The organism is Agrobacterium sp. T29 (genome assembly GCF_006970545.1).
Taxonomy (GTDB): domain Bacteria; phylum Pseudomonadota; class Alphaproteobacteria; order Rhizobiales; family Rhizobiaceae; genus Agrobacterium; species Agrobacterium leguminum.
This window is the reverse complement of record NZ_CP040642.1, coordinates 98,846-124,226: the sequence shown is the minus strand read 5'-3', so window position 1 is coordinate 124,226 and position 25,381 is coordinate 98,846. Positions and strand designations below refer to the sequence as shown.

Below are 25,381 nucleotides of genomic sequence, written 5' to 3'. Positions count from 1 at the left end.
GATAAAATGCTCCGGCTAAGCAAATTGACGAAAAGCTTTGGTAGCTTCAACGCTGTAAAAGAGATTGATGTCGATATCGCGCAAGGCGAACTGGTAACCTTTCTGGGACCAAGCGGCTGCGGGAAAAGTACGACATTGCGGATGATCGCTGGTCTCGAGGAACCCACATCAGGCCAGATCTGGATCGGTGATGAGCTGATTTTCAGCCGTCAGCAGAATATCGACGTTCCCATCGAGCGACGCAATTTGGGAATGGTTTTCCAATCCTATGCACTGTGGCCGCACATGTCGATCTTCGACAATGTCGCCTATCCCCTCAGAGCGCAGAAGCGAAGCAAATCCGAGGTGAGGGAAAAGTGCCTTGCCATGCTGGATCTCGTCGGCCTGGCGAAATATGCTGATGCCAAGCCGGGCCATCTCTCCGGCGGTCAACAGCAACGCGTTGCTCTGGCCCGCGCGCTTGCCTGCGAATGCAAGGTGTTGCTCTTTGACGAACCCCTGAGCAACCTCGACATTCGCCTAAGAGAATCCATGCGGACTGAAATCCGTGAAATTCAGCTCAGGCTGGGTATTACCTCGATCTATGTCACGCATGATCAGTCTGAGGCTCTGGCCATCTCCGATAAAATCGTTGTCATGGATCGCGGTCAGATCGTACAAAGCGGCAGTCCGCGTCAGATTTATGAGCGCCCCAGCTCGGAATTTTCAGCAAGCTTCCTGGGCAATGTCACTCTTCTTCCGGTTCAAAACGGGGGGAATGATAACGGCAGGACAACGCTTGTGCTGCCATCGGGTGGGCGGATTCAGACCACTCAATCGGTTGATGAAAACAGCCGCAAAGATCTGTCGCTTGGCCTCAGATCTGAGCTCATCACCTTGCACGCACCGCATCAATCCGGTCTGGAGAACGCACTGCCAGGAAAGGTGGTTTCAGCGGTCTTTCTAGGTGACAGCACCGAATACCTCATCAAAACCGCTGATGGAAATGTGAGCGCACGGGTGCCGCCATATATGCGCTTCGAAACCGGCAGTGATGTGGTTATGAGCATCCGGCCGGAAGACAGTTTCGTTATTCCAAGAGGAGCTTCGATTCCTGCTTGAATCAAGTCTTCGGAGGAAATCCTGAAATTCAACAGACAATAAAAGGGAGGAAGATATGCGAGCTTTTTTTGGAAATGTCCTGGGAGGAATGCTGCTGCTATCGGCTGCGACAACGCCGTTTTCCATAGCATCGGCGCAAGACGCTCCGAATGTCGAGACTGCGAATAAGGAGGGCAATGTGCTCTTCTACGCATCAATGCCCAGTGAAACGCTGGACGCACTCGCACAGGCGTTCAACAAGAAATACCCAAATATCAAGGTCGAGTATTATAGAGCAACATCATCCGCCATGCTGCCGAGGCTGGACGCCGAATTTCAGGCTGGAAGGGTGCAGGCAGACCTTGTGAACCTTTCAAGCACGGTGGAAATGGAAGAGCTGCGAGCCAGGGGTGTTCTGGCCTCTTACGCCTCTCCGGAATTTGCGAATGTCCGTAAAGACGCGGTGACCGAGGACAAGACCTGGTTCGCGGTGAACACAAGCCTTTTCATCATAGGGTACAATCCGGACGTGTTCCCAACGCCCCCCACCTCATGGCGTGAGTTGCTGGATCCCAAGCACAAAGGGCGCATTGGCATCTCGGATCCCCGAACCATTGGTGGTGGAAGCTACTGGCGACATGCCATGTGGCGCATATTTGGTGACGAGTATGCAGAGAAGCTCGCAGCCAATAAACCCTTCATTGCCGCTGGCGTAGGACCGATTAACGACAAACTGATCTCGGGTGAACTGGATGTTGCAATCGACTGGAACTATCTGGTGGATTCGTCCAAGCACGTCACAGGTGCACCTGTGGATGGAGCATTTCCCACGGAGGGAGCGATAGCAGTCGATAGCAGCGCCGCCATTTTGGCCAAGGCCCCTCATCCTAATGCCGCGCGTCTGTTTGCAGATTTCCTTCTCTCCAAGGAGGGGCAGGTGATTGCGGCTGAGGGCTATCGTTACCCCGTGCGCGATGATGCACCGTTGCCGGAAGGCATGGTGCCATTGTCCAAGATCAAGGTCCTGCGCTACCCGCTGAAAGAGCTTTTGACCGAACGCGACAAGTCGAACGCGTCCTGGGCACGCGCTTTCGGGCTGTGATATTGAATGGGACGACGCTTTTGCGCTGCCCCTTTGACATTCAACTTTGTCTCTGGAGGAAAGATGAGCAAGAAACGCAGTGTGGTCGTCGTAAGCATTACGACCTTCGATGATCGTGGAAGACTGGACGAAGAGGCGTATCGAAAACACCTTGGGCGATTAAGAGACGCGAGATGCTCCGTTTATGTCTCGTCAATCAGCAGTGAAGTTTATTCCATGTCGAAAGAGGAGATAGACAGGGTACTGGCCATCTCCCGCGAGGAATTGGAAGGCAGGGTTCCATATCGCGCCATGGGATTTGAGCCACGAAACGCGCAGGAACTCATCTCCTTCATGCAACAGGTCGAGAAGGCGGGTGTCGGGGCTGCGCAGATATTCTCGCTGGACCTGGGCCACGGCGTCAAACCAAATGAAGCGGAACTGGAGATTTACTATTCGACGATTATCGAATCCTCCCCTCTCAAGTTCTGGCTATCCAGCCATCCCAAGTCGATGGGGTACGAACTGCCGTTGTCGCTCGTTGAGCGGCTCTGCAACAAGTATTCGCAAATTCAGGGTATTGCCTATGGTGGCGTCGATCTGAGCTACTACGCCGAGCTCATTCACCGGCTGGGAGACAGACTTGAAATCCACAATGCCGGACCGGCACTGGCTCTGAACTCTCTGGGACTGGGTGCCAACGGTTTCATGGGGTCCGAAGGCAATTTCGCGCCCCAACTGGTGCAATCGGTGATCGACGCATGGGAGGCTAATGATTATCCCGCTCTGGCTGCGGCCTATGGCAAATTGATGAGACTTACGGGGATCATCTTACGCTCCGGGGGAGTGGGAATGAGGTCGGTCAAGCCTCTCATGAACGCATTCGGCTTTCCGGCCGGCATGCTGAGAGCACCGCGTCTGCCCATCGGTAATAACGATCTCGATCGGCGAATCGACGATATCGTCGCTCTCGATATTCCAGGTATCCCCGCGCCGATCTCGCCGCGCCCTTATGCCCATGTATGATGTATTGCGCTTGCCATCGGCCTTGCGACTTTCTTCTGTTGTCTGAGGGGCTGTCGGGGCAGACTGGTTGGCGAGCGTTGCGGACACTCGGGAGGCCTTACAGATGATGCGCCGATCGATATGGGCAGATCTATCCCCGAAGAGCATCTTTTAGTGTTCCTATCTGCAAGATGCGGTTGCCGAGGATATGTTGAAACGCCACGATTCCGTTGGCGCGACATGCAGCCTCCGGGTGAGGATATGGTATGTAACTGCCGCCTCCGAGCCGGGCACATTCGGTGCCCGGCAAAGCCCACGAGCCTGCTGTCAGTGGTCTATTGTTTGACGACAATGCGGGCCTTGTAGGGCACGCGGTCGTAGAGATCGATGACATCCTGGTTGATGAGGTGCACGCAGCCGGAGGAAACCGACTTGCCGATGAATGGCCGTTCTTTCGTTCCATGCAGACGATAGCGCATGTCATGCCTGTTCTGGAAGATATAGACGGTGCGTGCTCCAAGCGCATTCCTCGGTTGGCTCCTGCCCGCCGTTCTATGCTGAATATTTCTCAAGCTCGGGTTGCCGTGCGATCATTTCTGCAGGTGGCTTCCAGCGCGGCCATTTCTGGCGCCACCGGATGACACCTTCACCTTTCCAGGCGAAGCAGGTGTGGCCGAGGCCCGTGCCGTAAGGCATGGCCGTTGCGCCCAGCCCGACGAAATAAAAGAATTTCGATGCGAGGCGTAGGTCTCCAGCTTAGTGCCATCCACCGCAACATAAACATGACCGAACTGCCCCAGCGGCGAAAGCCTAAAACATGTGCGAAGAAATCCGACAAGGCGCACAGGTGGCACTTGCAGAAATCGGAGATCGTTCGGAAGTGAGGCCGGTTCAACCCAGTCACCGCCATCACGTCGTCAACCCGCTCCTTGCAGATACGGTCAAGCTTGCATGACGAATAAGGGCCGACTGTAGCAATAAAGAAGCAGCGCCACCATCATGCTGAGATGGTACGGCGGTTAGTCACGCTCCCCAGCGCAGGTATCGACAATGACAGACAGATCAAGCGCCTTCCGAACAGTATCCTGGACAAAATCGGTATGTGCCCGGCAGGCATGAATTCATGAAACAAAGTCGGCAGAATACAGCCTTGATCAACGTCCCAACCGCGGAAGGTATTGCTATAGAGAACATGAACATGCATCACTAGACCAATCTAGATATTACTCGGACAGCCTCCTAGGCGTTTAGTCCAACGTGTTATGGCGTCTCATTGTTGCCATCGCAGTTGGAAACTCTACGGACGATGAGAGCCTTTCGAAAATGAGTACGTTATCCGTTCCTGTGTCGACTCCGATCTGTAAAAGCCGCAGAAACGTCGGAAGTTTACCAGATCATCGTGCTCCTCGGTACTCACGTCTGATATATCATACCAGATTGACAGACGGGTCGCCTTTAACAGAGCCAGGATTTGCTATTCACCACGTATAAAATTGTTCCAGGCGCTTCATCTGATAGCATTCTATCAATCAAACTGCGAAGAGTTGTCCAGCTACCAAGAATAACCTTGCCAGATGACAAAGCGCATCGTTTCTGACCAATGCGGCGATGGTTTATCGCAAATCCGATCCCTTTATTGGTATAAAATCACGAGCAGTGCCAAACGTCCAGACCTCGCCTGTGGACGTCTCTTAAGCAGTTGGACTTTACTTTGTTCATTGATGAATTATTCCGCCGCTATGAGCGGCTATTCTGCTCCGCCATTCTCGCCTTATATAAGAAAAGGCCAACTCTAGTATAAGCTCAGCGTAATTCCCAAGGTCAAAAGCGCGATATAGAGTTTCGTCAAGTCCGGGGGCTTCAGGGCATTGAAATGCCTTGGCCGGATAGATGGAGGAACGCTTGTCGGCTTATCAAAAATCAGACGTCCTGCGCGGTGCTATCGCGCTAATCCAAGATCAAATGGCTGTAACCGCGAAGGATGTGGTGCTGGTCACGGCCGATACGCTCACAGATGTAGGGGCGATCGAAGCAATCTGCAACGCGGTTCGACTTGCCGGTGCCCAATACTCTGTGATGACTATTGCGCAGTTGCCCTTCCAGGGCGCGCTCGCCGATCCCTACATTCCTCCGACGGTCGCGGCGGCGGCGCTGGAATCTACGGTCTGGATCGACCTGACATTGCCTTACATTGCCGGATCTCACATTTTCGACGCTGCGCTAAAGAAGGGTATTGTGCGCTACAATCTTGCAGTGGGATTGAACTCGGATGGTCTTGCTAGCCTCTATGGCAAGGTCGATCTGGATGTACTGTACCTGGTCCAGTCAACGCTCGACAACCTTGTGGCGAAAGCGCAGCAAAATGGGCTTTCCTGTCGCATCACAACCCCGCTTGGCACTGACATCTCGTTTCGTCTTGCCGCGCCAAGCCTTACCAAGCCGCGACAGGCGACCATTGGCGGGATTTACTCGATCCCTGGCAACCTTTTCATGTGTCCCGATCTGGAAAGCGTGAAAGGCCGCATCGTCATTGAATGTGCCTATCATGAATACTACACACGCCTGCAGACGCCGATTACCGTCGAGGTCGATGGCGCGATCCGCTCTGTGGAAGGCGGTGGCTTTGATCGCCGCCTGATGGATCGTGCCCTGCGCCGGGCCTGTGGAGGCGATCTTGGCTATGTCATCCATCTGACACATGCGTTCAATCCGGTGGCCCGCTTCACCGGCAGCAATCTTCTGGAGGACGTGCGTGCCGCCGGCAACGATGCCGTCGGGTTCGGACGTCCGTGGTGGATTCCGGGCGGCGGCGAGAACCATCCCGATGGTGTCATGAGCAGACAGTCGCTGTGGATCGGCGATCATCACATCGCCAGCGATGGTGCCTTCACGGGCGATTTTGCGCATTTCGAAGATGAATTGCAGCCGGTTTACGGCTGAACGGACGCGGGGTCACACGATGCAAGCACGCTTTATCACCGTCAACGGTATTCGCACCCGCTATCTGACTGCCGGTGATCCATGCGGTATGCCGCTCCTCATGGTGCATGGGCGCATCCTCTCTGCCGAGCACTGGTTCTGCAACGTCGATGCGCTTGGCGAGAATTTCTATGTCGTGGCGGCGGATACACTGGGCTCCGGCTTCACAGGACCCGCCGATTTCTCGCAGGGGGCCCATCCGGTCGAGCAACGGGTAGATCATCTCGAAGCGCTGGTGGATGCCCTCGGTTTCGGCGAATTCTATGCAAGCGGCAGTTCCCACGGTGCGCTGCTTTCGACGCTTTTGCATCTGCGGATGCCTGATCGCCTGACAAAGCTCGTCGTCAACGGATCGGCTGCATTCGCCAGCCCCGAAATCCTGGCGGCCAGCGTTGATGCTACGCTCAGGCGTGACGACCCGAGGATAGGGCAGCTCACCCTTCGCGGCTGGCATGACTGGATGCGCTGTTATGTCTATGACCCGGCCTGTCTGCCCGATGCCGCCTTCACGCCGGTGATGACCGCCTATGCGCAGGACTGGGTGATGGACTGCTGGCGTGAATCTCTCAAGGGACACAAGGAAATGGCGACGCGGCCGGATCTTCGTATCGGCCATCGTCTCGATCAGATCAGAGCTGATACGCTGCTGGTGTGGGGCCGTGATGACGCCGGTGCGCCGCTGTCCGATGCCGAACCCTTGGTCGCGGGTATCGAACGGGCAAGGCTGGAGGTATTCGACAACTGCGGCCACATGCCGATGATGGAGCACCCGGATCGCTTCAATACGGTTGTCCGCGACTTCCTTCTGGGCAGGGAAAACTGATGCACGCTTTGCTACGAACTTCGCTGACGGAGCGGCTCGGGTCGCGATATCCGATCATCCAGAGCCCGATGACCTGGGTTTCAGATGCGCGGCTTGCGAGCGATGTGAGCAAGGCGGGTGGCTTCGGCATCTTTGCCTCGACAACCGTCATGGCCGGTGAGGTCGATGCAGAAATCGCCAGGATCAGGCAATCGACATTCGCGCCCTTCGGCGTCTATGCCACTGGTTTGCAGCCAAATCTGGATGAGGTCGTGGACGCTATCATCCGTCATGATGTGCGCGCCTTCTGTTACGGTCGTGGCGTTACATCGGCCACGCTCGAACGGCTGAAGTCCCATGGCGTCGTGTGCATGACGAATGTCGGGGCGGTCCGCCATGCCGTTAAAGCCGCCGAGGCAGGTGCCGATATCCTGCTTGTGCAGGGCGGCGAGGGTGGTGGGCATACCGGTGCTGTCTCCACAATGGTCCTGCTGCCGCAGGTCCTCGATGCGGTGAGTATTCCAGTGGTGGCCGCAGGCGGCTTCAAGGACGGGCGGGGGCTGGCCGCCGCGTTGGCCTGCGGGGCCGTCGGGATCGCGATGGGCACGCGGTTCATGATGACGACAAATGCACGGGTTGCGGCGCCCACACTTGCATACTATGCAAAAGTCACTGATCCGATGCGCATTGCTGTTTCCACCGCCATTGACGGTTTGCCGCAACGGGTGATTGCGAACCGCCTGGTTTTCGCGATGGAACAGAATACGGCAGCGGGGAAGATGATGCCGGCCTTTCGCGCCGCATGGAACTTCAGGACGCAGCAGAAGCTGAGCTTTTTCCAGTTCCTCGCGCTGAGCCTGAAATCGTTGAAAGAAGGGCCGGTGGCCGCCAGCCAGACTTTGCGCATGGCCGGCCTGCCCGAGCTTTTGCGGCTTGGGCTTGAGCAGGGCGATGTGGAGAACGGCCTCCTGCCTGCGGGGCAGGCTGCCGCAGCAATCACGGAGATCGTGAGTTGCGAACAGATTATCCATGAAATCGTGCAGGTCGCGTCTCAAAGACTTAAGGGGATCTCTCAAGAGATAGCATGGGACTGACCGGCACGACTTTAACCCAAATATAAAAGGGAGAACAGGGTTTTGGAGTCTTTGGTAAAGGAAGGAAACGCATCGGGCGCGCGTCCGATCATCGCGTCTCCGCGAAATTTTTGGGGTGGATTCGCCCTTCTTGTCCTGTCAGCCACGGCTTATTGGCTGACCGGCAACCTGAGTGCAATGCATGGCTATACCTTCGGGGCTGGTACAATGCCGCGCCTGATCGCCAGTCTGCTCATGGTGCTTTCCGCTATTCTGATCGGTATAGGACTCGTCATACGTGGGCCTGCACTGCCGAGCCTCGCCCTGCGGGGTCCACTGACGCTGTTTGCTTCGATCATCTTCTTCGCGTTTGCGGTCAGCCCGCTCGGAATCGTCGTCACCTCTTTCCTGACATACCTGATCGCGGCTCTCGCGACTAAGGAAACGCGGTGGGGCGAGGCGATGATTGCCGGTGTCTGCATGACCGTCTTCTGCACGGCGCTGTTCTATTATGGCCTGTCGCTGCCCTTCACACTCTGGCCTGCGTTGTGAGGATGGCATGACGGATTTTCTCTACAATCTCGGAATGGGCTTCGGCGTCGCATTGTCGCCAATGAACCTCGCGATGTGTTTCGTCGGCGCCTTGATGGGAACCCTGGTCGGGGTCCTTCCGGGTGTGGGAACTGTTGCAACGGTGGCCATGCTCTTGCCGCTGACATTCGGAATGCCACCCGAAACTGCGCTCATCATGCTCGCCGGTATATACTATGGCGCCCAATATGGCGGCTCCACGACATCGATCCTCGTCAACATACCTGGCGAGGCCAGTTCCATCGTGACTGCCCTCGACGGCTTCAAGATGGCGCAGAAGGGACAGGCCGGAAAGGCTCTGGCGGTCGCTGCGATCGGCTCTTTCTTCGCTGGCTGCGTTTCGACATTGCTCGTCTCGATCCTTGGCGAACCCTTGACATCCGTGGCCCTGGCCTTCGGTGCGGTGGAATACTTTTCGCTGATGGTGCTGGGTCTCATTCTTGCGGTCGTGCTGGCGCGCGGATCGGTTTTTCGTGCGCTTGCCATGGTCGCCCTTGGCCTGCTTCTCGCGATGATCGGTTCAGACATGGAGACCGGCGCGCAACGCCTGACACTTGGCATGCCGGAACTGTCCGACGGACTGGACTTCTCTGTGGTCGCGATGGGCCTGTTCGGCTTTGCAGAGATTTTCAGGAATCTTGAGGGCAGCAGCGTGGACCGTTCTGTGTTGACGCAGAAGATCCAGGGGCTGATGCCAACATGGCAGGACTTCAAAAACTGTTTTTTTCCTGTTTTGCGCGGTACCGGCCTTGGTTCGATCCTTGGCATATTGCCGGGTGGCGGTGCCACGATCTCTTCTTTTGCTGCCTATACGCTTGAAAAGAAGATTTCCCGCAACCGTGCCCAGTTCGGCAAAGGAGCGATCGAAGGCGTGGCTGCGCCGGAAAGTGCTAACAACGCTGCAGCGCAAACCTCGTTCATCCCGCTTCTGACCCTTGGCCTGCCTTCGAATGCGGTCATGGCATTGATGATCGGTGCAATGATGATCCAGGGTATCGTTCCGGGACCGCAGGTCATGGAAAAGCAGCCTGCACTGGTCTGGGGTCTGATCGCGTCGATGTGGATCGGTAACCTTATGCTGCTGGTCATCAACCTGCCGCTCGTGGGCATGTGGGTGAAGCTTCTGCGGGTCCCCTACCGGCTGCTCTTCCCGGCGATCATCGTCTTCTGCTCGATCGGGATGTACTCCATCAATAACTCAGCCTTCGACGTTATTCTGGCAGGCGGATTTGGTGTGGTCGGTTACGTGCTGATCAAGCTGGACTTCGAGCCTGCCCCCCTGATCCTGGGCATGGTTCTGGGTATGATGGTCGAGGAGAACTTGCGCCGTGCGCTGATTATCTCTCGCGGTGATACATCTGTCTTTTTCACTTCTACGCTTTCCATCGTCCTGCTGACGATTTCCGCAGCACTTCTGATCCTGTCCGTAATGCCTGCGATCCGCGGCAAGCGTGACGAGGTGTTCGTTGAGGAGGACTGACATGAGCGCTGCTTTGACAATGGAGAAAGGAATCATGATGACATTTAAAAGAATGCTGCAATGCCTCGCTTTCCTCTGCGTTGCCTCAACACCAGCCCTGGCGCAGGACAGTACCACACGGCTCATCGTGGGATACGCGCCGGGCGGCGGAAATGACCTGTCCGCACGGATTATCGCCGAGGCGCTGGGCAAGTCGGCTGGACGCCCGTTCATCGTCGAAAACAAGCCGGGAGCAAGCGGTCAGCTCGCCGCAGAATTCGTCACGCGGGCGAAGCCTGACGGGGGGACATTGCTGGCAACAGGAAACTCGGCCATCTCCATGGCCGCCGCGATCTATCCCAAACTGAACTACGACCCGATCAAGGATCTTGTGCCGGTCGCCATCATCGCGGATTATCCGCAGCTTGTGATGATAGTCGCCGCCGGTCACCCCGCGAGAACCTTCGCCGAGTTCGTGTCCTGGTCCAAAGCCAATCCGGAAAAGTCGAACTACGCTGCGGTTGCCCCGGCCTATACGATCCCGACCGAGCAATTGAAGCTTGTCTCCGGTTTGCAGGCGCAAGCCATCTCCTACAAGAGTTCCTCGGAAGCGCTTGTCGGTGTTCTGAACGGGCAGATAAGCTTCCTCCTGGGGGACCACAACACGACGCTGTCTACGGTCTCAAGCGGCCAGACCCGTGCATTGCTCGTGACCGGTGCGGACCGTATTGCCGCGCTGCCTGAAATCCCGTCTGCCGGTGAGCTTGGCTATTCCGAGGTCAGCAGCAGCCTCTGGACCGGGATATTTGCGCCGAAGGGCACCACCCCTGAGCAGGCACAGGAAATCGCTGGCCTGATCAGCGATGCCCTGAAGGAGCAAAGCGTCCAAGAGAAGCTTCATACGATCGGCGTCAAACCGGGGAAACTCGTTACGGGAGAGTTCGGCGCGCAGATCGTGCGGGAAGTCGCAGGCGTCCGTGCCGTCGTCAAGGCCGCTGGCCTGAAGTTTGAGTAACCGATTCGCATCATCAACAAACTGGGAGATAAAAAATGCTGAATCTGATAAAAAGAATTCGTGCCGTTGCGTTTGGTGCCACCGTTGCTGTGATGGCTGGCGGGTCTATGGCCAGTGCCGTGGATGCCTCAGACTATCCGGAGAAGCTGGTGACCATCTTCGTCGGCTACGGTGCCGGAGGCGCCTCTGACGTCACCGCGCGGCTGCTCGCCAGTCACATGTATAAGGAGAAGGGCGCCAAGGTCATTGTCGAAAACAAGCCCGGCGCGGGCGGACGGCTGGTTGCCCAATACATGACCCGTCAAAAGCCGGACGGCTATTCGCTGATGGTGGGTGGCAACGGCGTCATCTCGATTGCGAAGGCTATATATCCCAACCTCAACTATGATCCCATCGGTGGACTGACGCCGATCTCGATCATTGCCGAATTCCCGAATTTCATACTTGTCGTTCCCAAGGACCATAAGGTCAAAACCTTCGCGGAACTGGTGGAGTGGACAAAGGCCCATCCCGATGCGTCGAACTATCCCACTCCCGGCCCTTCGTACACGATCCCTACGGAGCAGTTGAAAATGACCAGCGGCCTTTCCGGTGTGGCTGTCTCTTATCGTTCTGGCAATGAAGCGCTGATGAGCGTGGTAACCGGCGAAAGCCTCTTCATGCTCGCAGACCCGGCATCGGCGATGCCGCTTCTCGAAGGCGGCAAGATTCGTGCTCTTGCTGTGACCGGAAAAGAGCGCCTGACATCAATGGCGGATGTGCCGACACTCAAGGAACTGGGCTTCGAAGTGAACATGAACCTCTGGACGGGCCTGTTCGCTCCGGCAGGCGTTCCGGCGGATATACTTGCAAGCCTTGAAGCCGAGGTGAACCGCGTGGCGAAGCTGCCGGAAGTCGCCGAAAAGCTCCGCGGAATGGCACTCGTGCCCGGCAATATCAGCTCTGCCGGCTATGCAGCGCTCATTGCAAAGGAAGTGCAAGACTACACTGCCACCGTCAAGGCGGCCGGTTTGAATTTTGCCGAGTGAAATGCGCAGGCGTTGCCTTGTGCAACGCCTCACCACCATGTGAAAGCACCATGACCAAAAGTACTCTCAAGGCCCTTATCGTGACACCGGAAAACAGCACGATGCTGGAGCCGGAAGTTCGAGCGCTTTGCCCCGAATTCAGCGAAATCCGGGTGGGCCGCGTCCCGCGTAGCCCGGGCATGCTGACCCTCGATACGCTTCCGATACTGGAAGAACGCAGCTTGCGGATTCTCGAGGAGAACCTGAGCTTCGAGCCGGACATCGTGCTCTTCGGTTGCACCGTTGCCGGGTTCCTGTCCGGGCCAGAGCGGCACAAGGCCTATATCGAGCGTCTTCGCAAGGTGGCAGGCGTGGATGTGATCGCGGTCGCCGCGGCAATGGAGCAGGCGCTGCGTGCATCCGGGGTGAACAGTACCACGGTCGTCACGCCCTATATGGATGCCGCAAACAACAGCTTGCGGCGCTATCTTGATGCGGCTGGCATCGAGGTGGAGGTGCTGGACAGCTTCTATCCCGGCAGCATCGAAAATCTGATGAAGATCACCGAGGCTGACATTCTTCGCAAAGTGAACGAAACGGTTCTCCCGCATTCGAAGTCCGTCTTCATTGCCTGTGCGCAAATGCCAGCCATGAATATCTTGCCGGGCATTCGCAAGGAACTTGGAATTCCGGTCTGGTCATCGATCATTGCAACCGCCTGGGCCGCTGCGTACAGCCTGGATGCGCAGGGACACCGCCTGAGAATACTGGATGATGCAGGCTACGCGCCGGCGAAATAATCAGAGAATTTTTACACATCTTTCCTGGGCCTGACCCGGGGTAGAGCGTTCCATCCGGAGAGCGAAGGGAAGAGCTATGTCTCAAGGTATCATAATTGCGGGTGGCGGAATAGGTGGCCTGACCGCAGCACTGGCGTTGCTGAGAAAAGGCTTCGACGTCACTGTCGTCGAGCAGGCCGCAGAACTGAAGGAGATCGGTGCCGGGTTGCATATGGGTCCCAACGGCGCATCAGCTCTCTTCGGGCTGGGACTGAAAGATGCGCTGATGGAGAAAGGCGTTCTTTCGGCGAAACGCGAAATGCGCCTGTGGAATACGGGAGAAGCGTGGAGCCTCGTGGCACACGGCGCCGGTTCAGAAGAGCGGTATGGTGCGCCATACATGCTGCTCCATCGGGCGGATCTGCACGGAATGCTGCGCGATGCGGTACTTGCGATGAAGCCGGATGCGGTTCTCCTGAAATCGAAGGTCGCCGGACTGGAGCAGGATGAGCGTGGCGCAGAAGTATTGCTTGCGGATGGGCGTGTCGTGCGCGGCGCTGCTGTCATCGGAGCTGATGGCGTCCACTCCGTCGTACGTGACAGGCTTGGCAAAAGTGTCACGCCGCAGTTCACCGGTAACATGTTCTGGCGCGGTATGATCCCGATCGATCTGGTGCCGGAGCGCGAGAGGGATGTGGCGGGCGGCTGGTTTTCTCACGATGCGACCGTGACCTGTTATCCCGTGCGCGGCGGCGAACTACTGAATTTCGTCGGCACCGTCAAGTGCGATGGCTGGTCCACCCTGTCCTGGACAGAACAGGGCACGACTGAAGAATGCCTGGCCGATTTCGAGGGATGGCACCCGCATATCCTCCAGATGATCGAAAACATGGGCACCCCTTACAAGTGGGGCCAGTTCCAGTTCGAGAGCGTTCAAGAGTGGACGGACCGCCGCGTGGCACTGCTCGGCGATGCCTGTCACGCCATGCCGCCGTCGCTGGGGCAAGGGGCTATCATGGCTATCGAGGACGGCGTCGTTCTGGCGCGGGCGCTGGAAGCAAGCAAGGGCGATGTCTTGGAAGGGCTTCAGCGCTATCAGGCGGCCCGCATAGAGCGCGCCACTGAAGTCGTGAACTGCTCCTGGAAGGAATCGCGTGGCCGCAACAGCGCAGATCTCGCCGATCCTGCCAGAGCTCAGGCCTATATGGCGAGCCGGTTCACAAGCAGTTCCGTCAACACCTTCTATGACTGGATCTTCGGATACAAGGCGCATGAGGTGACCGTCTGATGTTCAGGGATACCGAAGACCAGGTCGCCATAAGGAACACGGTCCGCATGCTTATGAAGCAGTTCCCGGACGAGTACTGGATGGAAAAGGACAGCAAGGAAGAGTTTCCCGAAGAATTCTATAGCGCTTTCGCAGAAGCGGGATTTCTGGGTGCCTCCGTTCCGGAGGAGTTCGACGGCAGCGGATTGCCGCTTGCCGATGTTGCCGCGATCCTGCAGGAAATCTCGGAAAGCGGTGCCGGTATGGCGGGCGCAAGCGCCGTCCATATGAGCATGTTCGGCATTCAGGCGATCATCAAACACGCTGACAGCAGGCTTCGCGGTGAGATCCTGCCGCGCATCCTGAACGGGTCGCTGCAAATCTGCTTCGGCGTCACCGAGCCGGATGCGGGCACGGACACGACGCGCATCACGACCTTCGCGCGTCGTGATGGCGAGGACTACATCATTCGCGGCAACAAGGTCTGGATATCGAAAGCGCTGGACGCCGATGAATGCCTTCTGCTCGTCCGGACGGCGAAAATCGAGGATTGTGCCCGACCAACCGACGGCATGAGCCTCATTCTTGTGCCGATGAAGTCCGCCGGAATTGCGGTCAGCCCGATTCCGATGCTGGGACGCCGCTCGATTGCTGCATGCGAAGTGGTATTCGAAGACGTGCGGGTTCCCGCAAACCGTATCGTAGGGGAAGAAGGCAAGGGCTTCCGCTACCTTCTCGAAAGCCTGAATGCCGAGCGCATTCTGGTTGCAGCCGAAGCGGTCGGGCTTGGGCGAGCGGCTTTGGCGAAGGCAGTTCGATACGCCAACGAACGCCAGGTCTTCGGGCGTATCATCGGGCAGAACCAGGGCGTCCAGTTCCCGCTCGCCGACAGCTATGCCCGGCTGGAGGCTGCCGACCTCGCCGCGCGCAAGGCGGCCTGGCTTTACGATGCCGGGGAATCTTGCGGAGCAGAGGCCAATACGGCCAAGTATCTGGCATCGGAGGCAGCCTTTGAGGCCGCCGATCGCGCCATGCAGACCCTTGGCGGCTTTGGTTACGCCAATGAGTACCATGTTGAACGCTACTTCCGGGAGGCCCGGCTCTGGCGCGTGGCACCGGTCGCGCAGAATCTCATCCTCAGTTTCATAGCAGAACGTGTCCTCGGCCTGCCCCGATCGTTCTGACCGCAATCTTCTCTTCTGGAGCAAAAACATGACCGAATATGATTGGGCCAGCCTCGATGCCCTGATGCAACCACGGGGGATCGCAGTTATCGGAGCCTCGCCCGATGCCGGAAAGTATCCTGGCAAGGTGATCATGAATCTTGGCAAGTCCGGTTTCCCCGGCGCGGTTTATCCTATCAATCCTAAATATGAAGAGATTTTCGGATACCGCACATACAAGTCCGTGCGCGATCTGCCGGGGCCGGCCGATGTGGCCTTGCTGCTCGTCGGTGCGAAGAACATTACGGGTATTCTGGATGATCTGATTGCAATCGGGACGCGCACGGCGATCATCTACGCTTCCGGCATGGCCGAGGCCGGCGAAGCGGGTGCGGAACTTCAGGAGCAGATCGCTGCCAAGGCGCGTGCTGGCGGCATTCGCCTGCTCGGGCCCAATACGCTCGGTGCGATCAACCGTGACAATGGCACCTGGCTTTCAGGTGCCGCCGTTCTCGGGCGAGAGACGCTCATCGAAGGGCCTCTGTCGATGGTGACACAAAGCGGCGGTATCATGGGCTCGTTCCTCGACAGGGCCATGGCACACGGCATCGGCTTCTCCAAGGCCATCGCGACCGGCAACGAGGCGGGCATCAACGTTGCCGATTGCGTGGGCTATTTCGCGCAGGACGAGGCGACGAAAGCGATCGCCGTCTTCGCAGAATCGATCCGCGATATCCCCAAATTCACCGCTGCCTGCCAACTGGCTGCCGACAACGGCAAGCCTATCGTATTGATGAAGACCGGCCGTTCGGAGCGTGGCAAGCGCGTCACGCAGGGGCATACGGCGGCGCTGATCGGAAACGATGAGGCCTATGAAGCGCTGTTCGCCGAACTCGGCGCGATCCGTGTCGAGAGCCTGGATGACCTGTTTCTGATCCCCAATGCGATCATCAACCTGCCACGGCCCAAGGGAAAGCGCGTCGGGGTTATTTCGGCCTCCGGTGGTCTTGCCGGACTCTCCGCCGATATTTGCGACCGTGTCGGCATCACCATGGCTACGTTCAGCGACGCCACGGATACCGAGGTGAAAGAGTTACAGGCAGGCTATGGCAGTTGCTTCAACCCGCTCGACATCACCGGCCAGGTGGTAACCTCGGAAACGTGGTGGCAGGTCCGCCATATGCATGAATTGCTGTTGAAGGATCCCGAAGTCGATATCGTTGTGTCGGGTCAGGCGGCCGGGCAATATGCCGAACAGACCGGGGTCGATCTGGTTGAAATGGCCCAGCGCGCCGACAAGCCGCTGATCCCGTTCTGGACCGGGCGTGAGGTCAATGCAAGCGGCCTTCGTCGCCTCCGTGAGGCCAGCCTGCCGGTGTTCGAACAGGCCGATGCCGCATTCCGGGCCGTCAAGGCCTCCGCCGATTATGCAGCCTTCCTTCGCGAACGGGCAACGGCACAGAGCGGCAAGCCCATTGACGCATCCTCATCGAAAGGCGCCGATCCTGCCGGGGCCCTTGTTCTTCCGAAGGCCGACGCCATCGTCTCGCTGGCAGAGATCGAGATCGTGACGCTGGACTTGACGCCGGATGATCAGGTCGGGCCATTCCTGACCTTTACGGATGTCGATGGCAGCCGTCGGCACGGGCTGGCTCCCCGGAATTCGGGGCAGGCGGATATGCTCGCTGATCGCTTCGTCGGAGAAAACGACGTGCGGCGCGCCGTCATCCTTGAACTCATCGGCAAGTTTGCGCAGATCGCGCTTTCTGCAGATCCGCGCGTGAAGGCCGTGCTTGCCTTCGGCCGGGATGGTGAGCTTATGAAAGCGGACTATGCACAGGGCAGTACGACCGGCAATGATGGCTGAGCGCACCGATGGGAACCGAATTTCTTAAGGAGTCCGGGATCTCCCGGATGACGATAGATAACGTTCTCACCAGGGCGGCCGCCCGGTGGGGCGACAAGACCTATCTGCACGATCTCGAGTCCGGCCGCTGTTACAGCTTTCGTGAGGTCGATGATATCTCGGGGCTGATGGCGCGCAATCTGCGCGCCAAAGGCATCGGGCCGGGGACCCATGTTGCGATCCTCATGGAGAATTCCGCAGACCTTCTGCTTCTCTATCTCGCTCTGGCTCGTGCAGGGGCCGTTGCAGCCCCTGTCAACCCCGATGCGCCGGCACGTCTTCTGTCCTACTATCTGACGCTTTGTGATGCGACGGTCGTGATCGCCGATGAGGCGTGCCAGGGCACGCTGTCGACTGTTCTCTCCGATTTGCCCCTTGTGAAGACCGTCATCCTTCGCAACGAGGCATGCCTGCCGGGATCGATATCGTTTTCGGCCCTTTTTGCCGAGATCGATGATGATGGCGCGCCGTTCGCGGTGCGCTTTACAGATGTCGCCTGCCTCGCCCTGACATCGGGCACGACCGGCCCTTCCAAGGCAGTTGTCTTTAATCAGGCAACGATGCTGCTGATCGCGCATAGCTACGCCTTGGCCTACGATTATCGTCCGGACGACGTTTATTACATCTGTCTGCCGCTCTTTCACACCAGCGGGTTGCGTGGCGCCGCCTGGGTTGCCCTGTTGCAGGGTGCAAGCGTCGCGCTGGCGCGCAAGTTTTCGGTCTCGCGCTTCTGGAGCGATATCCGGAAATCAGGCGCCACGACATTTGATCTGCTGGGGGCGATGGCATCCTTCCTGTGGCAGGCACCCTCTCATCCGCTCGAACGGCAACATCGTGTCAGGATGGTAAGGGTTGCGCCCGTTCCGCCCTTCGGCAGACAGTTTGAGGCGCGTTTCGGTGTCAGACTCGTATCGACTTACGGGCTGACCGACGCCGCCGCACCGGTGGCGCGCACCCTTGAAGATCCTGCCGACAAGTTCTTTTCCTGCGGGCGTCCCCGCCCCGGATTCGAAGTGCGGATTGTCGACAGCGACGACGTGCAGACAGAGCCCGGTGTAACGGGGGAGATCGTCATTCGCGCCGATGTGCCATGGCTGATGCCGACGGGATACTACAACAATGTCGATGCCAACGCATCGCAATGGCGCAACGGGTGGTTCCATACCGGCGATCTGGGCTGGCTGGATGGCGATGGATATCTCTATTTCGCCGGCAGGGCCAAGGATGTCATTCGCCGGCGGGGCGAGAACATTTCGGCATGGGAAGTGGAGCAGTTTCTTCGTGGCCTTCCCGGCGTAAAGGACGCGGCGGTCTATCCGGTCGCTTCCATTCATGGCGAGGATGAAATCGCAGCCACGATTGTTCCTGCAAACCCTGACGCTCTGCGTGAACAAGACATACGCGAGCGCTGCCGGGAAGGCCTGCTTGCCTATATGGTGCCGGAACATATCGAGCTGCGCCCGTTTCTTCCCCTGACGCCAAGCCAGAAAATCGACAAGGTGGCATTGCGTCGCGAGGCGGAGGCACGCGTACCTGTCTTTCGCACCGGCGACTGAACGGTGCCGAAAGGCACTTATATTTTGCGGCCTGCCGCCTATACTCACTCTTTCGTCACCATCCGGTCTGCGTATGATGCCGGACACGTACCCCTGAATGTGTGAGAGGCGGGAATGGACGAGCAAAAATCACTGCATGATCTTCTAAGTCTCCGGGAACTGGAGGTCTTCGTCGCGTTCGGGGAAACGGGAAGCATCTCGGCAGCCAGCCGCAGGAGCGGAATTTCGCAATCCGCCGCCTCCCAGTTGATCCAGCGGCTGGAGCAGAGGATGGGCCTCGCGTTGCTGGACCGGTCGGCGCGCCCGTTGAGACTCACGCTGGATGGCCACGACGTCATGTGTCGCGCGGAAAATCTTCTCACGGAGGCAAAGCAGTTCGTCAACAGTTTCGACGAAGTGGGACCGCCGCGTTCGGTCTTCTTGCGGATAGGTGTGGTCGAAACCTTGTGTCTGCCGTTCATCCCGAAGCTCGTCGAGGCGCTCGGGAATCGTCTGGATCGGCTTTCGGTAATGGTGGCTAGTTCCAACAAGCAGCGTGAGGCCTTTCTGGAAAGGCGTATCGATGTGATGATCATGAGTGACGCCATGGACGATCTGGCTGAACTCAAAAGCCATGTCGTCGCCGAAGAGCCGTTCATCCTCATCGTGCCGCGCGGGCGGGTCGTCAAGGATATCGCCGATCTGCGCAGCCTTGCGGCAGAGTTGCCCATGGTCCGGTTCGGGCACCAGTCGGCCGCGCGCGTGAATATCGATGCCCAGCTCAAACGTACAAGGGTGCCAATCATACGCGACATCGAAATCGATACACCGCATGTCGTTATCGGTATGGTTGCCGCCGGGTTGGGCTGGACGATCACAACCCCGTTGAGCGCGCGGTCTGCCTGGCAAGATCCGGAAGATGTCGAGCTTCTGCCTTTTCCCGGCGCGCAGTTCCGGCGCAAGCTCTATCTGGCAACGCGCCGGAACGAGCTTGGCAAGCTTCCGGAAGAACTCGCAAGGCATACAAAGAATATATTGCGAGAACACTATCTATCCGGAATCACCGAAAAACAACAATGGCTTGCTTCCGAGATAAAAATACCGGATTGACCTGCTGGCCAGCAGGTCAATCTGCAAACTTTTCATGAGCAGCTGCTCCGGGAATGCTGAAGGTCTGCTGGAAGTAACTTCTGAACGCCTGCATGGCAGGCGTAAGCGTTGAACCGGCGCGCCACGCAAGACCGATATCCATAGCCGGGATTTGTTCCTGCACGTTGATCGTCTCGATTCGCCGCCCTTCCAGTGACCAGGGCCGATGGACCATATCAGACAGAATAGCGACCCCCTGGTTGTTCGCAACCATTGATCGCACTGCTTCAACTGACGACGTTCGCAAGATCACGTTGGGCTGAAACGGGGTGCGGCTCCAGTATTTCATGGAGGATTGTGCGGCCTCATCAACCGTCAACATTATGTATGGCTCCTGGGCGATCTCCCGTAGTCCCACGCCATCAAACCTTAGCAGCGGGTGCTGTGCAGGAACCCAAAGACGACGCACTGAACTCAGGAGCGTTTCTGTCGTCAGCATGGGGTTAACGATGTTCGACGTGATAAGCACCGACATGTCATACCGCTTGGTCAGAAGCCCTTCTTCAATCGCGTCACGGTTCATTTCGAACAACTGCACCTGGATTTTCGGGAAAAGCCGTCGCATTCTTTCAATATGCATCGGCAGAAAATATCCGATGACGGTATATGTCGCTGCAACAACCAGTTCGCCTTCCACGTCGCTGTCTATGAAGTTGAGGTGCACTGCTTCATCGATCTTGGCGAGGATTTCATAAGCATGAGACAGGAACTGACGTCCCGGAGCCGTAAGCTCCATTCCTTGCGTTGTTCTGTTGAACAGAGGAACCCCGACCGTAATTTCTAGATCCTTGATCGCGGCGGTGATCGCTGACTGGGAAATATTCTGGTTGATCGCAGCCTGTGATACCTGCCCGTATTCTGCTGTTGCCACGAAATATTTCAACTGCCTGATGCTAAGCGCCATCTCCTGCCTCCTGATTTCTGATTTCTGATTTCTGATTTCTGATTTCTGATTTTTCCTGATCATACGCTGGAGAAATCAGATATTGCTGAGCAATAAATCATCTTATTTGCGAACTAAAACTAGGCATATCCCTCAATATATTGATAAATAATTGAATATTTCAGAAGTGCAGCAGAACCTCTTATCTGATTTTCAGAACATATCGTTCAAAAGAATCTATTTTTCAATCCTGCTGGTTGGCTCTAACGTTTGTGCCATCAAGCCAGTCGAAACGCCCGGGGGAGACAGCGGCGCGGCACTGAAGAGGAAATTACATTGAAAAAGTCAGTCGATATAAACTGCGATATGGGTGAAGCATTCGGGCGCTGGAAAATCGGCGACACCACCGACACCATGCTGATTTCCCACATAAGCTCGGCCAACATTGCTGCCGGTTTCCACGCAGGCGATCCCAATCTCATCGACGATACGGTGAAGCTCGCCATGCAGCATGGTGTCGCGGTTGGAGCGCATCCGGGCTATAACGATCTCCAGGGGTTCGGTCGCCGCAAGATCGCCGCCAACAACAAAGAACTGATCAACGATATTATCTATCAGGTCGGCGCGCTCAGGGAATTTTGCAGGAGCAATGGCACGACCATAAGGCATGTAAAGCCGCATGGCGCCCTCTACATGGAACTCGCAGCAAACGCGGAACTTTCCGATGCCTTCATTCAATATATGCGTGTCGCGGCACCTGACGTCCCCGTCTTCTGCATGGGCATTTCGGCCACTTACAAAGCTGCGAAGCTGCTCGGACATCCTGTCGTCAGGGAGTTCTATGCGGATAGGGATTACGATGATACCGGCTCCATCGTCTTCACCCGCGACGCCGGGCGCCCCGATCCCGTTGCGATCGCTCAAAAGGTTCTTCGCGCTTGTGCCGAAGGCAAGGTACGAACGGTCAAAGGACGCGACATCGACATCGAGTTCGAGTCGATCTGCTTCCATTCCGACACGCTCGGCGCACTGGATATCGTCAAGGAAATGCGTGAGGCTCTGGTCACCGCTGGCATAAGCATCACGCCGTCTACTCACGTCCTCGAATATCAATAAAAAGGGAACACAATGAGCAAGCTTGAGATCAGGTCGCCGCTTCCAGGCACATTCTATCGCGCATCGTCGCCGGATACCCCTCCATTCAAGGCAGGCGGCGCGGATGTTGCGGGAACCGATGTGATCGGCGTCATCGAGGTTATGAAGACCTTCCACGAAATTCAAGCCGGACTTGCTGGCAAAAACATCGTGTTTCTGGCTGAAAACGAAGAGCCGGTCATGGCTGGCCAGGTGATCGCGGAGGTCGAGGAATGACCATCAGGTCGGTTCTTATCGCAAACCGCGGGGAGATTGCTGTCCGCGTCATCAAGGCTGCGCAAGGTCTCGGCCTCCGCACAATTCAGGTCCATAGTGCTGCCGATGCCGACATGCTTGCTGTAAAGCTTGCCGACGAGGCTATCGATATCGGCCCTCCGGCACCTAAAAAATCCTACCTCAACATCGAGGCGGTTATCGCTGCAGCAAAGAAAGCTAGGGCCGATGCAGTGCATCCCGGCTACGGATTTCTGTCGGAAAACGGCGATTTTGCCGATGCGGTCGAAGCGGCTGGCATGATCTTCATCGGTCCTGGCGGCGATGCAATTCGCCTGCTGGGCGACAAGGTTGCCGCCCGTGAAGTCGCAGAGCGGGCCGGTGTTCCCACGGCCCCCGGCAGCCGCGGCCGTATTTCAGACCTGGCCGAGGCGCACAAGATCGCCGGGCGCACCGGATTTCCGTTGATGATCAAGGCAGCCGCAGGCGGCGGCGGTCGCGGCATCCGCATCGTCGATAGCCTGGACGAACTCGACAAGCAGTTCCCGCTTGCATCGGCGGAGGCTGCGGCCGCATTCGGCGATGGCGGTCTCTATATCGAGAAGGTCATTACCAAGGCCCGGCATGTCGAAGTGCAGATATTCGGCGATGGCGAGAACTTCGTCCACTTTCACGAGCGGGAATGCTCCCTCCAGCGCCGTCGCCAGAAAGTCTGGGAAGAGGCGCCTGCCTTCCGCTTGCCGCCTGCCGTAAGGCAGAAACTCTGCGAAAGCGCTGTCTCGCTGGCTCGTGAGGTCCGTTACAAGGGTGCTGGCACTGTCGAATATCTTTACGAGGAAGAGACCGGCGACTTCTATTTCATCGAGGTCAATACACGCATCCAGGTCGAGCATCCCGTTACGGAAATGATCACCGGCTTCGATCTCGTGCAGGAAATGCTCAAGGTGGCAGGCGGCGAAAAGTTGTCGGTCACGCAAGATGATATCAGGCCACGAGGCCACGCTATCGAATGCCGGATCAACGCGGAAGACCCGTTCAGGGGCTTCGCACCATCTCCCGGTACGATCAGACGGCTTTCGGTTCCGGGCGGCGAGGGCGTACGTTTCGATACCATGCTCTACGAAGGTTACACGATCCCGCCATTCTACGATTCTCTGCTCGGAAAGCTGATCGTCCGTGGCGATACGCGTGAGGAATGCATTGAACTGCTGCGCAAGACGCTTGACGGACTGGTAATAGACGGCGTGCCGACGACCATCCCGCTGCATCAGGCGCTGGCGGCATCTGATGCGGTTCGCAGTGGCGCTTTTCATACCCGCTTTCTGGAGGATTGGCTCGAAACGGAATTCGCATCCCATAATCAGCCCAGGCCGGAGGTTGCATAATGTCTTCTGCACGATACACATTCGGAGGCGATGAACACCTGTTCGTCGAATGTAGCGACGAGATGTCGCTCGAAGCTTTCTTCAAAAGCCTGTCCATGGCGACAGGCGTGCGGGAAAGCCGGATCAGGGGCGTTACGGAAATCTGCCCGGCCAATGCCTCTTTCCAGGTCAGGTTCAATCCGGACATCATCAAGCCGGACGACATTCTGAAAGAAGTCCGGCAGATCGAGGGTGCAGCCGGGAAGTCCGAGCCGGTCATCAGGACGCGGATTGTCGAAATTCCGGTCTTTTATAACGACCCCTGGACCCACGAGACCCTGATGCGTTTTCGGGAGCGGCACCAGGAACCCGGCGGTACCGATCTCGACTACGCCGCCAGGATCAACAACTTCGAGAATGTCGAGGCGTTCATCGCCGCCCATCACGGTTCGCCTTGGTTCGTCTCGATGGTCGGTTTCGTGGCCGGTCTTCCCTTTATGTACCAGATGGTCGAGCGCCAGCGGCAGATCGAGGTGCCGAAATATCTTCGGCCACGAACCGATACGCCGCAGCTGACGGTGGGGCATGGCGGCTGTTTCGGCGCCATCTATTCGGTGCGCGGTGCTGGCGGCTACCAGATGTTCGGTATCACGCCGATGCCGATCTTCGATGCATCGCAGAAGACCAGTTATTTGCAGGATTTCATGGTCTTCTTCCGTCCGGGCGATATCGTCAAGTTCAAGCCCATTGGCCGGGACGAATACGACCAGGCGGTCGAAGACGTAGACAAAGGGCATTTTACACCGCCAACCCGCGAGGTGAGCTTCGATCTTCGCGAGTTTCAGAAAGATATCGACGGCTATAACCAGACGTTGGAGGGCTTGCTCCATGACCATTAATGTTCTTCATCACGGCGTATCGACAAGCGTCCAGGATCTTGGGCGGCCGGGTTACTTCCACCTTGGAATTCCGATGGGCGGCGCGATGGATCGTTATGCGATGCGTGCGGCAAACTTGCTGGTCGGCAACGACGAGGGCGCCGCCGGTCTGGAGGCGGTCTTCATGGGGCCGAAGCTTGAGTTCACGCAGGATGCGCTCGTCGCCGTCACAGGCGCTGACATTCCGGCAAAAGTCGATGGTGAGCCCGTACCGGGATGGACCGCGTTCAGGGTCAGGGCTGGCCAGGTTCTGTCCTTCGACTTTCTGAAATCAGGAGCGCGTATCTGCATTGCTGTTGCCGGTGGTATCGATGTTCCCGTTGCACTGGGCAGCCGCTCGACTTATCCCATCGGTGCGCTCGGCGGTTACAAGGGCAGGGCGCTTGCCGCTGGCGATGAACTGCCGATCGGTCAGGGCTCGTTCACGACCGAGGGTAAATCGGTCGGGGAAAGCATGCGCCGTATGCCGTCCGCACCCGCAGAATTGCGTGTCTTGCCCGGTCTCTATTGGGACAGGCTAACGGACGCGGCCAAGCAGAACTTCTTTGGCGATACCTGGAAGGTTGCGCCGGAGGCCGACCGGATGGGCTATCGTTTCAAGGGTGGCCGCAAGATTGAATTTATCGAGCGCAAGCAGTCATTTGGTGCCGGTTCCGATCCGTCCAATATCGTGGACAGTTGCTATCCCTACGGTTCGATCCAGATTCCGAGCGGTACGGAGCCGATCATTTTGCACAGGGATGCGGTATCCGGTGGCGGTTATTTCATGGTCGGCACGGTCATTTCCGCCGACATGGACCTGATCGGACAGATGCAGCCGCATACGTCGACGCGTTTCGTTGAGGTTACCATGGAGGGTGCCCTCGCAGCCCGCAGGGACCGGGTGGCGCTTCTGGACAAGCTGCGCGCGCATTTCAATTAGCGCATTTCCAGTAAA

The 25,381-nt window shown here is 57.5% G+C and carries 22 protein-coding genes and 2 pseudogenes; 21 read left to right on the top strand and 3 right to left on the bottom strand.

Annotated elements, in window-relative coordinates:
- Positions 1-24: 24 nt before the first annotated feature.
- From FGF54_RS25645 to FGF54_RS25635, 3 genes are all read left to right on the top strand, one after another.
- Positions 25-1,101 (top strand): ABC transporter ATP-binding protein, encoded by a 1,077-nt coding sequence (locus tag FGF54_RS25645; protein WP_246667071.1) that lies wholly within the window; start codon positions 25-27, stop codon positions 1,099-1,101.
- Positions 1,102-1,156: 55 nt separating this feature from the next.
- Positions 1,157-2,182, top strand: coding sequence for an ABC transporter substrate-binding protein (locus tag FGF54_RS25640; RefSeq protein WP_142781730.1), 1,026 nt, complete (start codon positions 1,157-1,159; stop codon positions 2,180-2,182).
- A 63-nt stretch (positions 2,183-2,245) separates the two neighbouring features.
- On the top strand, positions 2,246-3,187 hold the full coding sequence (locus tag FGF54_RS25635) for a dihydrodipicolinate synthase family protein (protein ID WP_168208265.1): 942 nt from the start codon (positions 2,246-2,248) through the stop codon (positions 3,185-3,187).
- A 314-nt stretch (positions 3,188-3,501) separates the two neighbouring features.
- Here FGF54_RS25635 and FGF54_RS25630 read toward each other — a convergent pair.
- Together FGF54_RS25630 and FGF54_RS27655 are read right to left on the bottom strand one after the other, a co-directional pair.
- A pseudogene (locus FGF54_RS25630) lies at positions 3,502-3,901 on the bottom strand (L,D-transpeptidase); the annotation flags it as partial.
- Positions 3,892-4,370 (bottom strand): annotated as a pseudogene (locus FGF54_RS27655) (transposase); the annotation flags it as partial. The pseudogenes FGF54_RS25630 and FGF54_RS27655, both read right to left, overlap by 10 nt.
- Before the next feature lie 698 nt (positions 4,371-5,068).
- Between FGF54_RS27655 and FGF54_RS25625 the strand changes: the two are divergent.
- The 13 genes from FGF54_RS25625 (at position 5,069) to FGF54_RS25565 (ending at position 19,852) form a co-directional block, all read left to right on the top strand.
- Positions 5,069-6,106, top strand: a complete 1,038-nt coding sequence (locus FGF54_RS25625) for a hypothetical protein (protein ID WP_142781728.1) — start codon at positions 5,069-5,071, stop codon at positions 6,104-6,106.
- Between the two features lie 19 nt (positions 6,107-6,125).
- The gene (locus FGF54_RS25620; protein ID WP_168208264.1) at positions 6,126-6,968 is read left to right on the top strand and encodes an alpha/beta fold hydrolase; all 843 of its coding nucleotides are present in this window, start codon (positions 6,126-6,128) and stop codon (positions 6,966-6,968) included.
- Positions 6,968-8,041 carry a nitronate monooxygenase family protein gene (locus tag FGF54_RS25615; protein ID WP_142781726.1) on the top strand — a complete coding sequence of 358 codons (1,074 nt, stop codon included), beginning with the start codon at positions 6,968-6,970 and terminating at the stop codon, positions 8,039-8,041. Before FGF54_RS25620 ends, FGF54_RS25615 begins: the two co-directional genes overlap by 1 nt.
- A 42-nt stretch (positions 8,042-8,083) precedes the next feature.
- The gene (locus FGF54_RS25610; protein WP_142781725.1) at positions 8,084-8,572 is read left to right on the top strand and encodes a tripartite tricarboxylate transporter TctB family protein; all 489 of its coding nucleotides are present in this window, start codon (positions 8,084-8,086) and stop codon (positions 8,570-8,572) included.
- A gap of 7 nt (positions 8,573-8,579) precedes the next feature.
- Complete coding sequence (locus tag FGF54_RS25605) at positions 8,580-10,091, top strand: tripartite tricarboxylate transporter permease (RefSeq protein WP_142781724.1); 1,512 nt, start codon at positions 8,580-8,582, stop codon at positions 10,089-10,091.
- A 1-nt stretch (position 10,092) separates the two neighbouring features.
- Complete coding sequence (locus FGF54_RS25600) at positions 10,093-11,085, top strand: tripartite tricarboxylate transporter substrate binding protein (protein ID WP_142781723.1); 993 nt, start codon at positions 10,093-10,095, stop codon at positions 11,083-11,085.
- 35 nt (positions 11,086-11,120) lie between these two features.
- A complete protein-coding gene (locus tag FGF54_RS25595; protein WP_142781722.1) occupies positions 11,121-12,113 on the top strand; it encodes a tripartite tricarboxylate transporter substrate binding protein in 993 nt (330 codons plus the stop codon).
- A 101-nt stretch (positions 12,114-12,214) separates the two neighbouring features.
- Entirely contained in the window at positions 12,215-12,892 is a 678-nt protein-coding gene (locus FGF54_RS25590; protein WP_142781721.1) for an aspartate/glutamate racemase family protein, read from the top strand.
- A 76-nt stretch (positions 12,893-12,968) separates the two neighbouring features.
- On the top strand, positions 12,969-14,159 hold the full coding sequence (locus FGF54_RS25585; RefSeq protein ID WP_142781720.1) for an FAD-dependent monooxygenase: 1,191 nt from the start codon (positions 12,969-12,971) through the stop codon (positions 14,157-14,159).
- Entirely contained in the window at positions 14,156-15,322 is a 1,167-nt protein-coding gene (locus tag FGF54_RS25580) for an acyl-CoA dehydrogenase family protein (protein ID WP_142781719.1), read from the top strand. Before FGF54_RS25585 ends, FGF54_RS25580 begins: the two co-directional genes overlap by 4 nt.
- Before the next feature lie 28 nt (positions 15,323-15,350).
- Entirely contained in the window at positions 15,351-17,168 is a 1,818-nt protein-coding gene (locus FGF54_RS25575; protein WP_142781718.1) for an acetate--CoA ligase family protein, read from the top strand.
- A 47-nt stretch (positions 17,169-17,215) separates the two neighbouring features.
- Complete coding sequence (locus FGF54_RS25570; protein ID WP_168208263.1) at positions 17,216-18,763, top strand: AMP-binding protein; 1,548 nt, start codon at positions 17,216-17,218, stop codon at positions 18,761-18,763.
- Between the two features lie 114 nt (positions 18,764-18,877).
- On the top strand, positions 18,878-19,852 hold the full coding sequence (locus tag FGF54_RS25565) for a LysR family transcriptional regulator (protein ID WP_142781716.1): 975 nt from the start codon (positions 18,878-18,880) through the stop codon (positions 19,850-19,852).
- Between the two features lie 16 nt (positions 19,853-19,868).
- Here FGF54_RS25565 and FGF54_RS25560 read toward each other — a convergent pair whose 3' ends face one another.
- On the bottom strand, positions 19,869-20,795 hold the full coding sequence (locus FGF54_RS25560; RefSeq protein ID WP_142781715.1) for a LysR family transcriptional regulator: 927 nt from the start codon (positions 20,793-20,795) through the stop codon (positions 19,869-19,871).
- Between the two features lie 315 nt (positions 20,796-21,110).
- On the opposite strand from FGF54_RS25560, the gene FGF54_RS25555 reads away from it, so the two are divergent.
- The 5 genes from FGF54_RS25555 to FGF54_RS25535 are packed head-to-tail and all read left to right on the top strand — an operon-like array spanning position 21,111 to position 25,366.
- Complete coding sequence (locus FGF54_RS25555) at positions 21,111-21,890, top strand: 5-oxoprolinase subunit PxpA (RefSeq protein ID WP_142781714.1); 780 nt, start codon at positions 21,111-21,113, stop codon at positions 21,888-21,890.
- 12 nt (positions 21,891-21,902) lie between these two features.
- Positions 21,903-22,145, top strand: coding sequence for an acetyl-CoA carboxylase (locus FGF54_RS25550; RefSeq protein ID WP_142781713.1), 243 nt, complete (start codon positions 21,903-21,905; stop codon positions 22,143-22,145).
- Positions 22,142-23,527 carry an acetyl-CoA carboxylase biotin carboxylase subunit gene (locus FGF54_RS25545; RefSeq protein WP_142781712.1) on the top strand — a complete coding sequence of 462 codons (1,386 nt, stop codon included), beginning with the start codon at positions 22,142-22,144 and terminating at the stop codon, positions 23,525-23,527. Before FGF54_RS25550 ends, FGF54_RS25545 begins: the two co-directional genes overlap by 4 nt.
- On the top strand, positions 23,527-24,405 hold the full coding sequence (locus FGF54_RS25540; RefSeq protein WP_142781711.1) for an allophanate hydrolase subunit 1: 879 nt from the start codon (positions 23,527-23,529) through the stop codon (positions 24,403-24,405). The genes FGF54_RS25545 and FGF54_RS25540 overlap by 1 nt, the downstream gene beginning before the upstream one ends.
- The gene (locus FGF54_RS25535; protein WP_142781710.1) at positions 24,395-25,366 is read left to right on the top strand and encodes a biotin-dependent carboxyltransferase family protein; all 972 of its coding nucleotides are present in this window, start codon (positions 24,395-24,397) and stop codon (positions 25,364-25,366) included. The genes FGF54_RS25540 and FGF54_RS25535 overlap by 11 nt, the downstream gene beginning before the upstream one ends.
- The last annotated feature ends 15 nt before the right edge of the window (positions 25,367-25,381 follow it).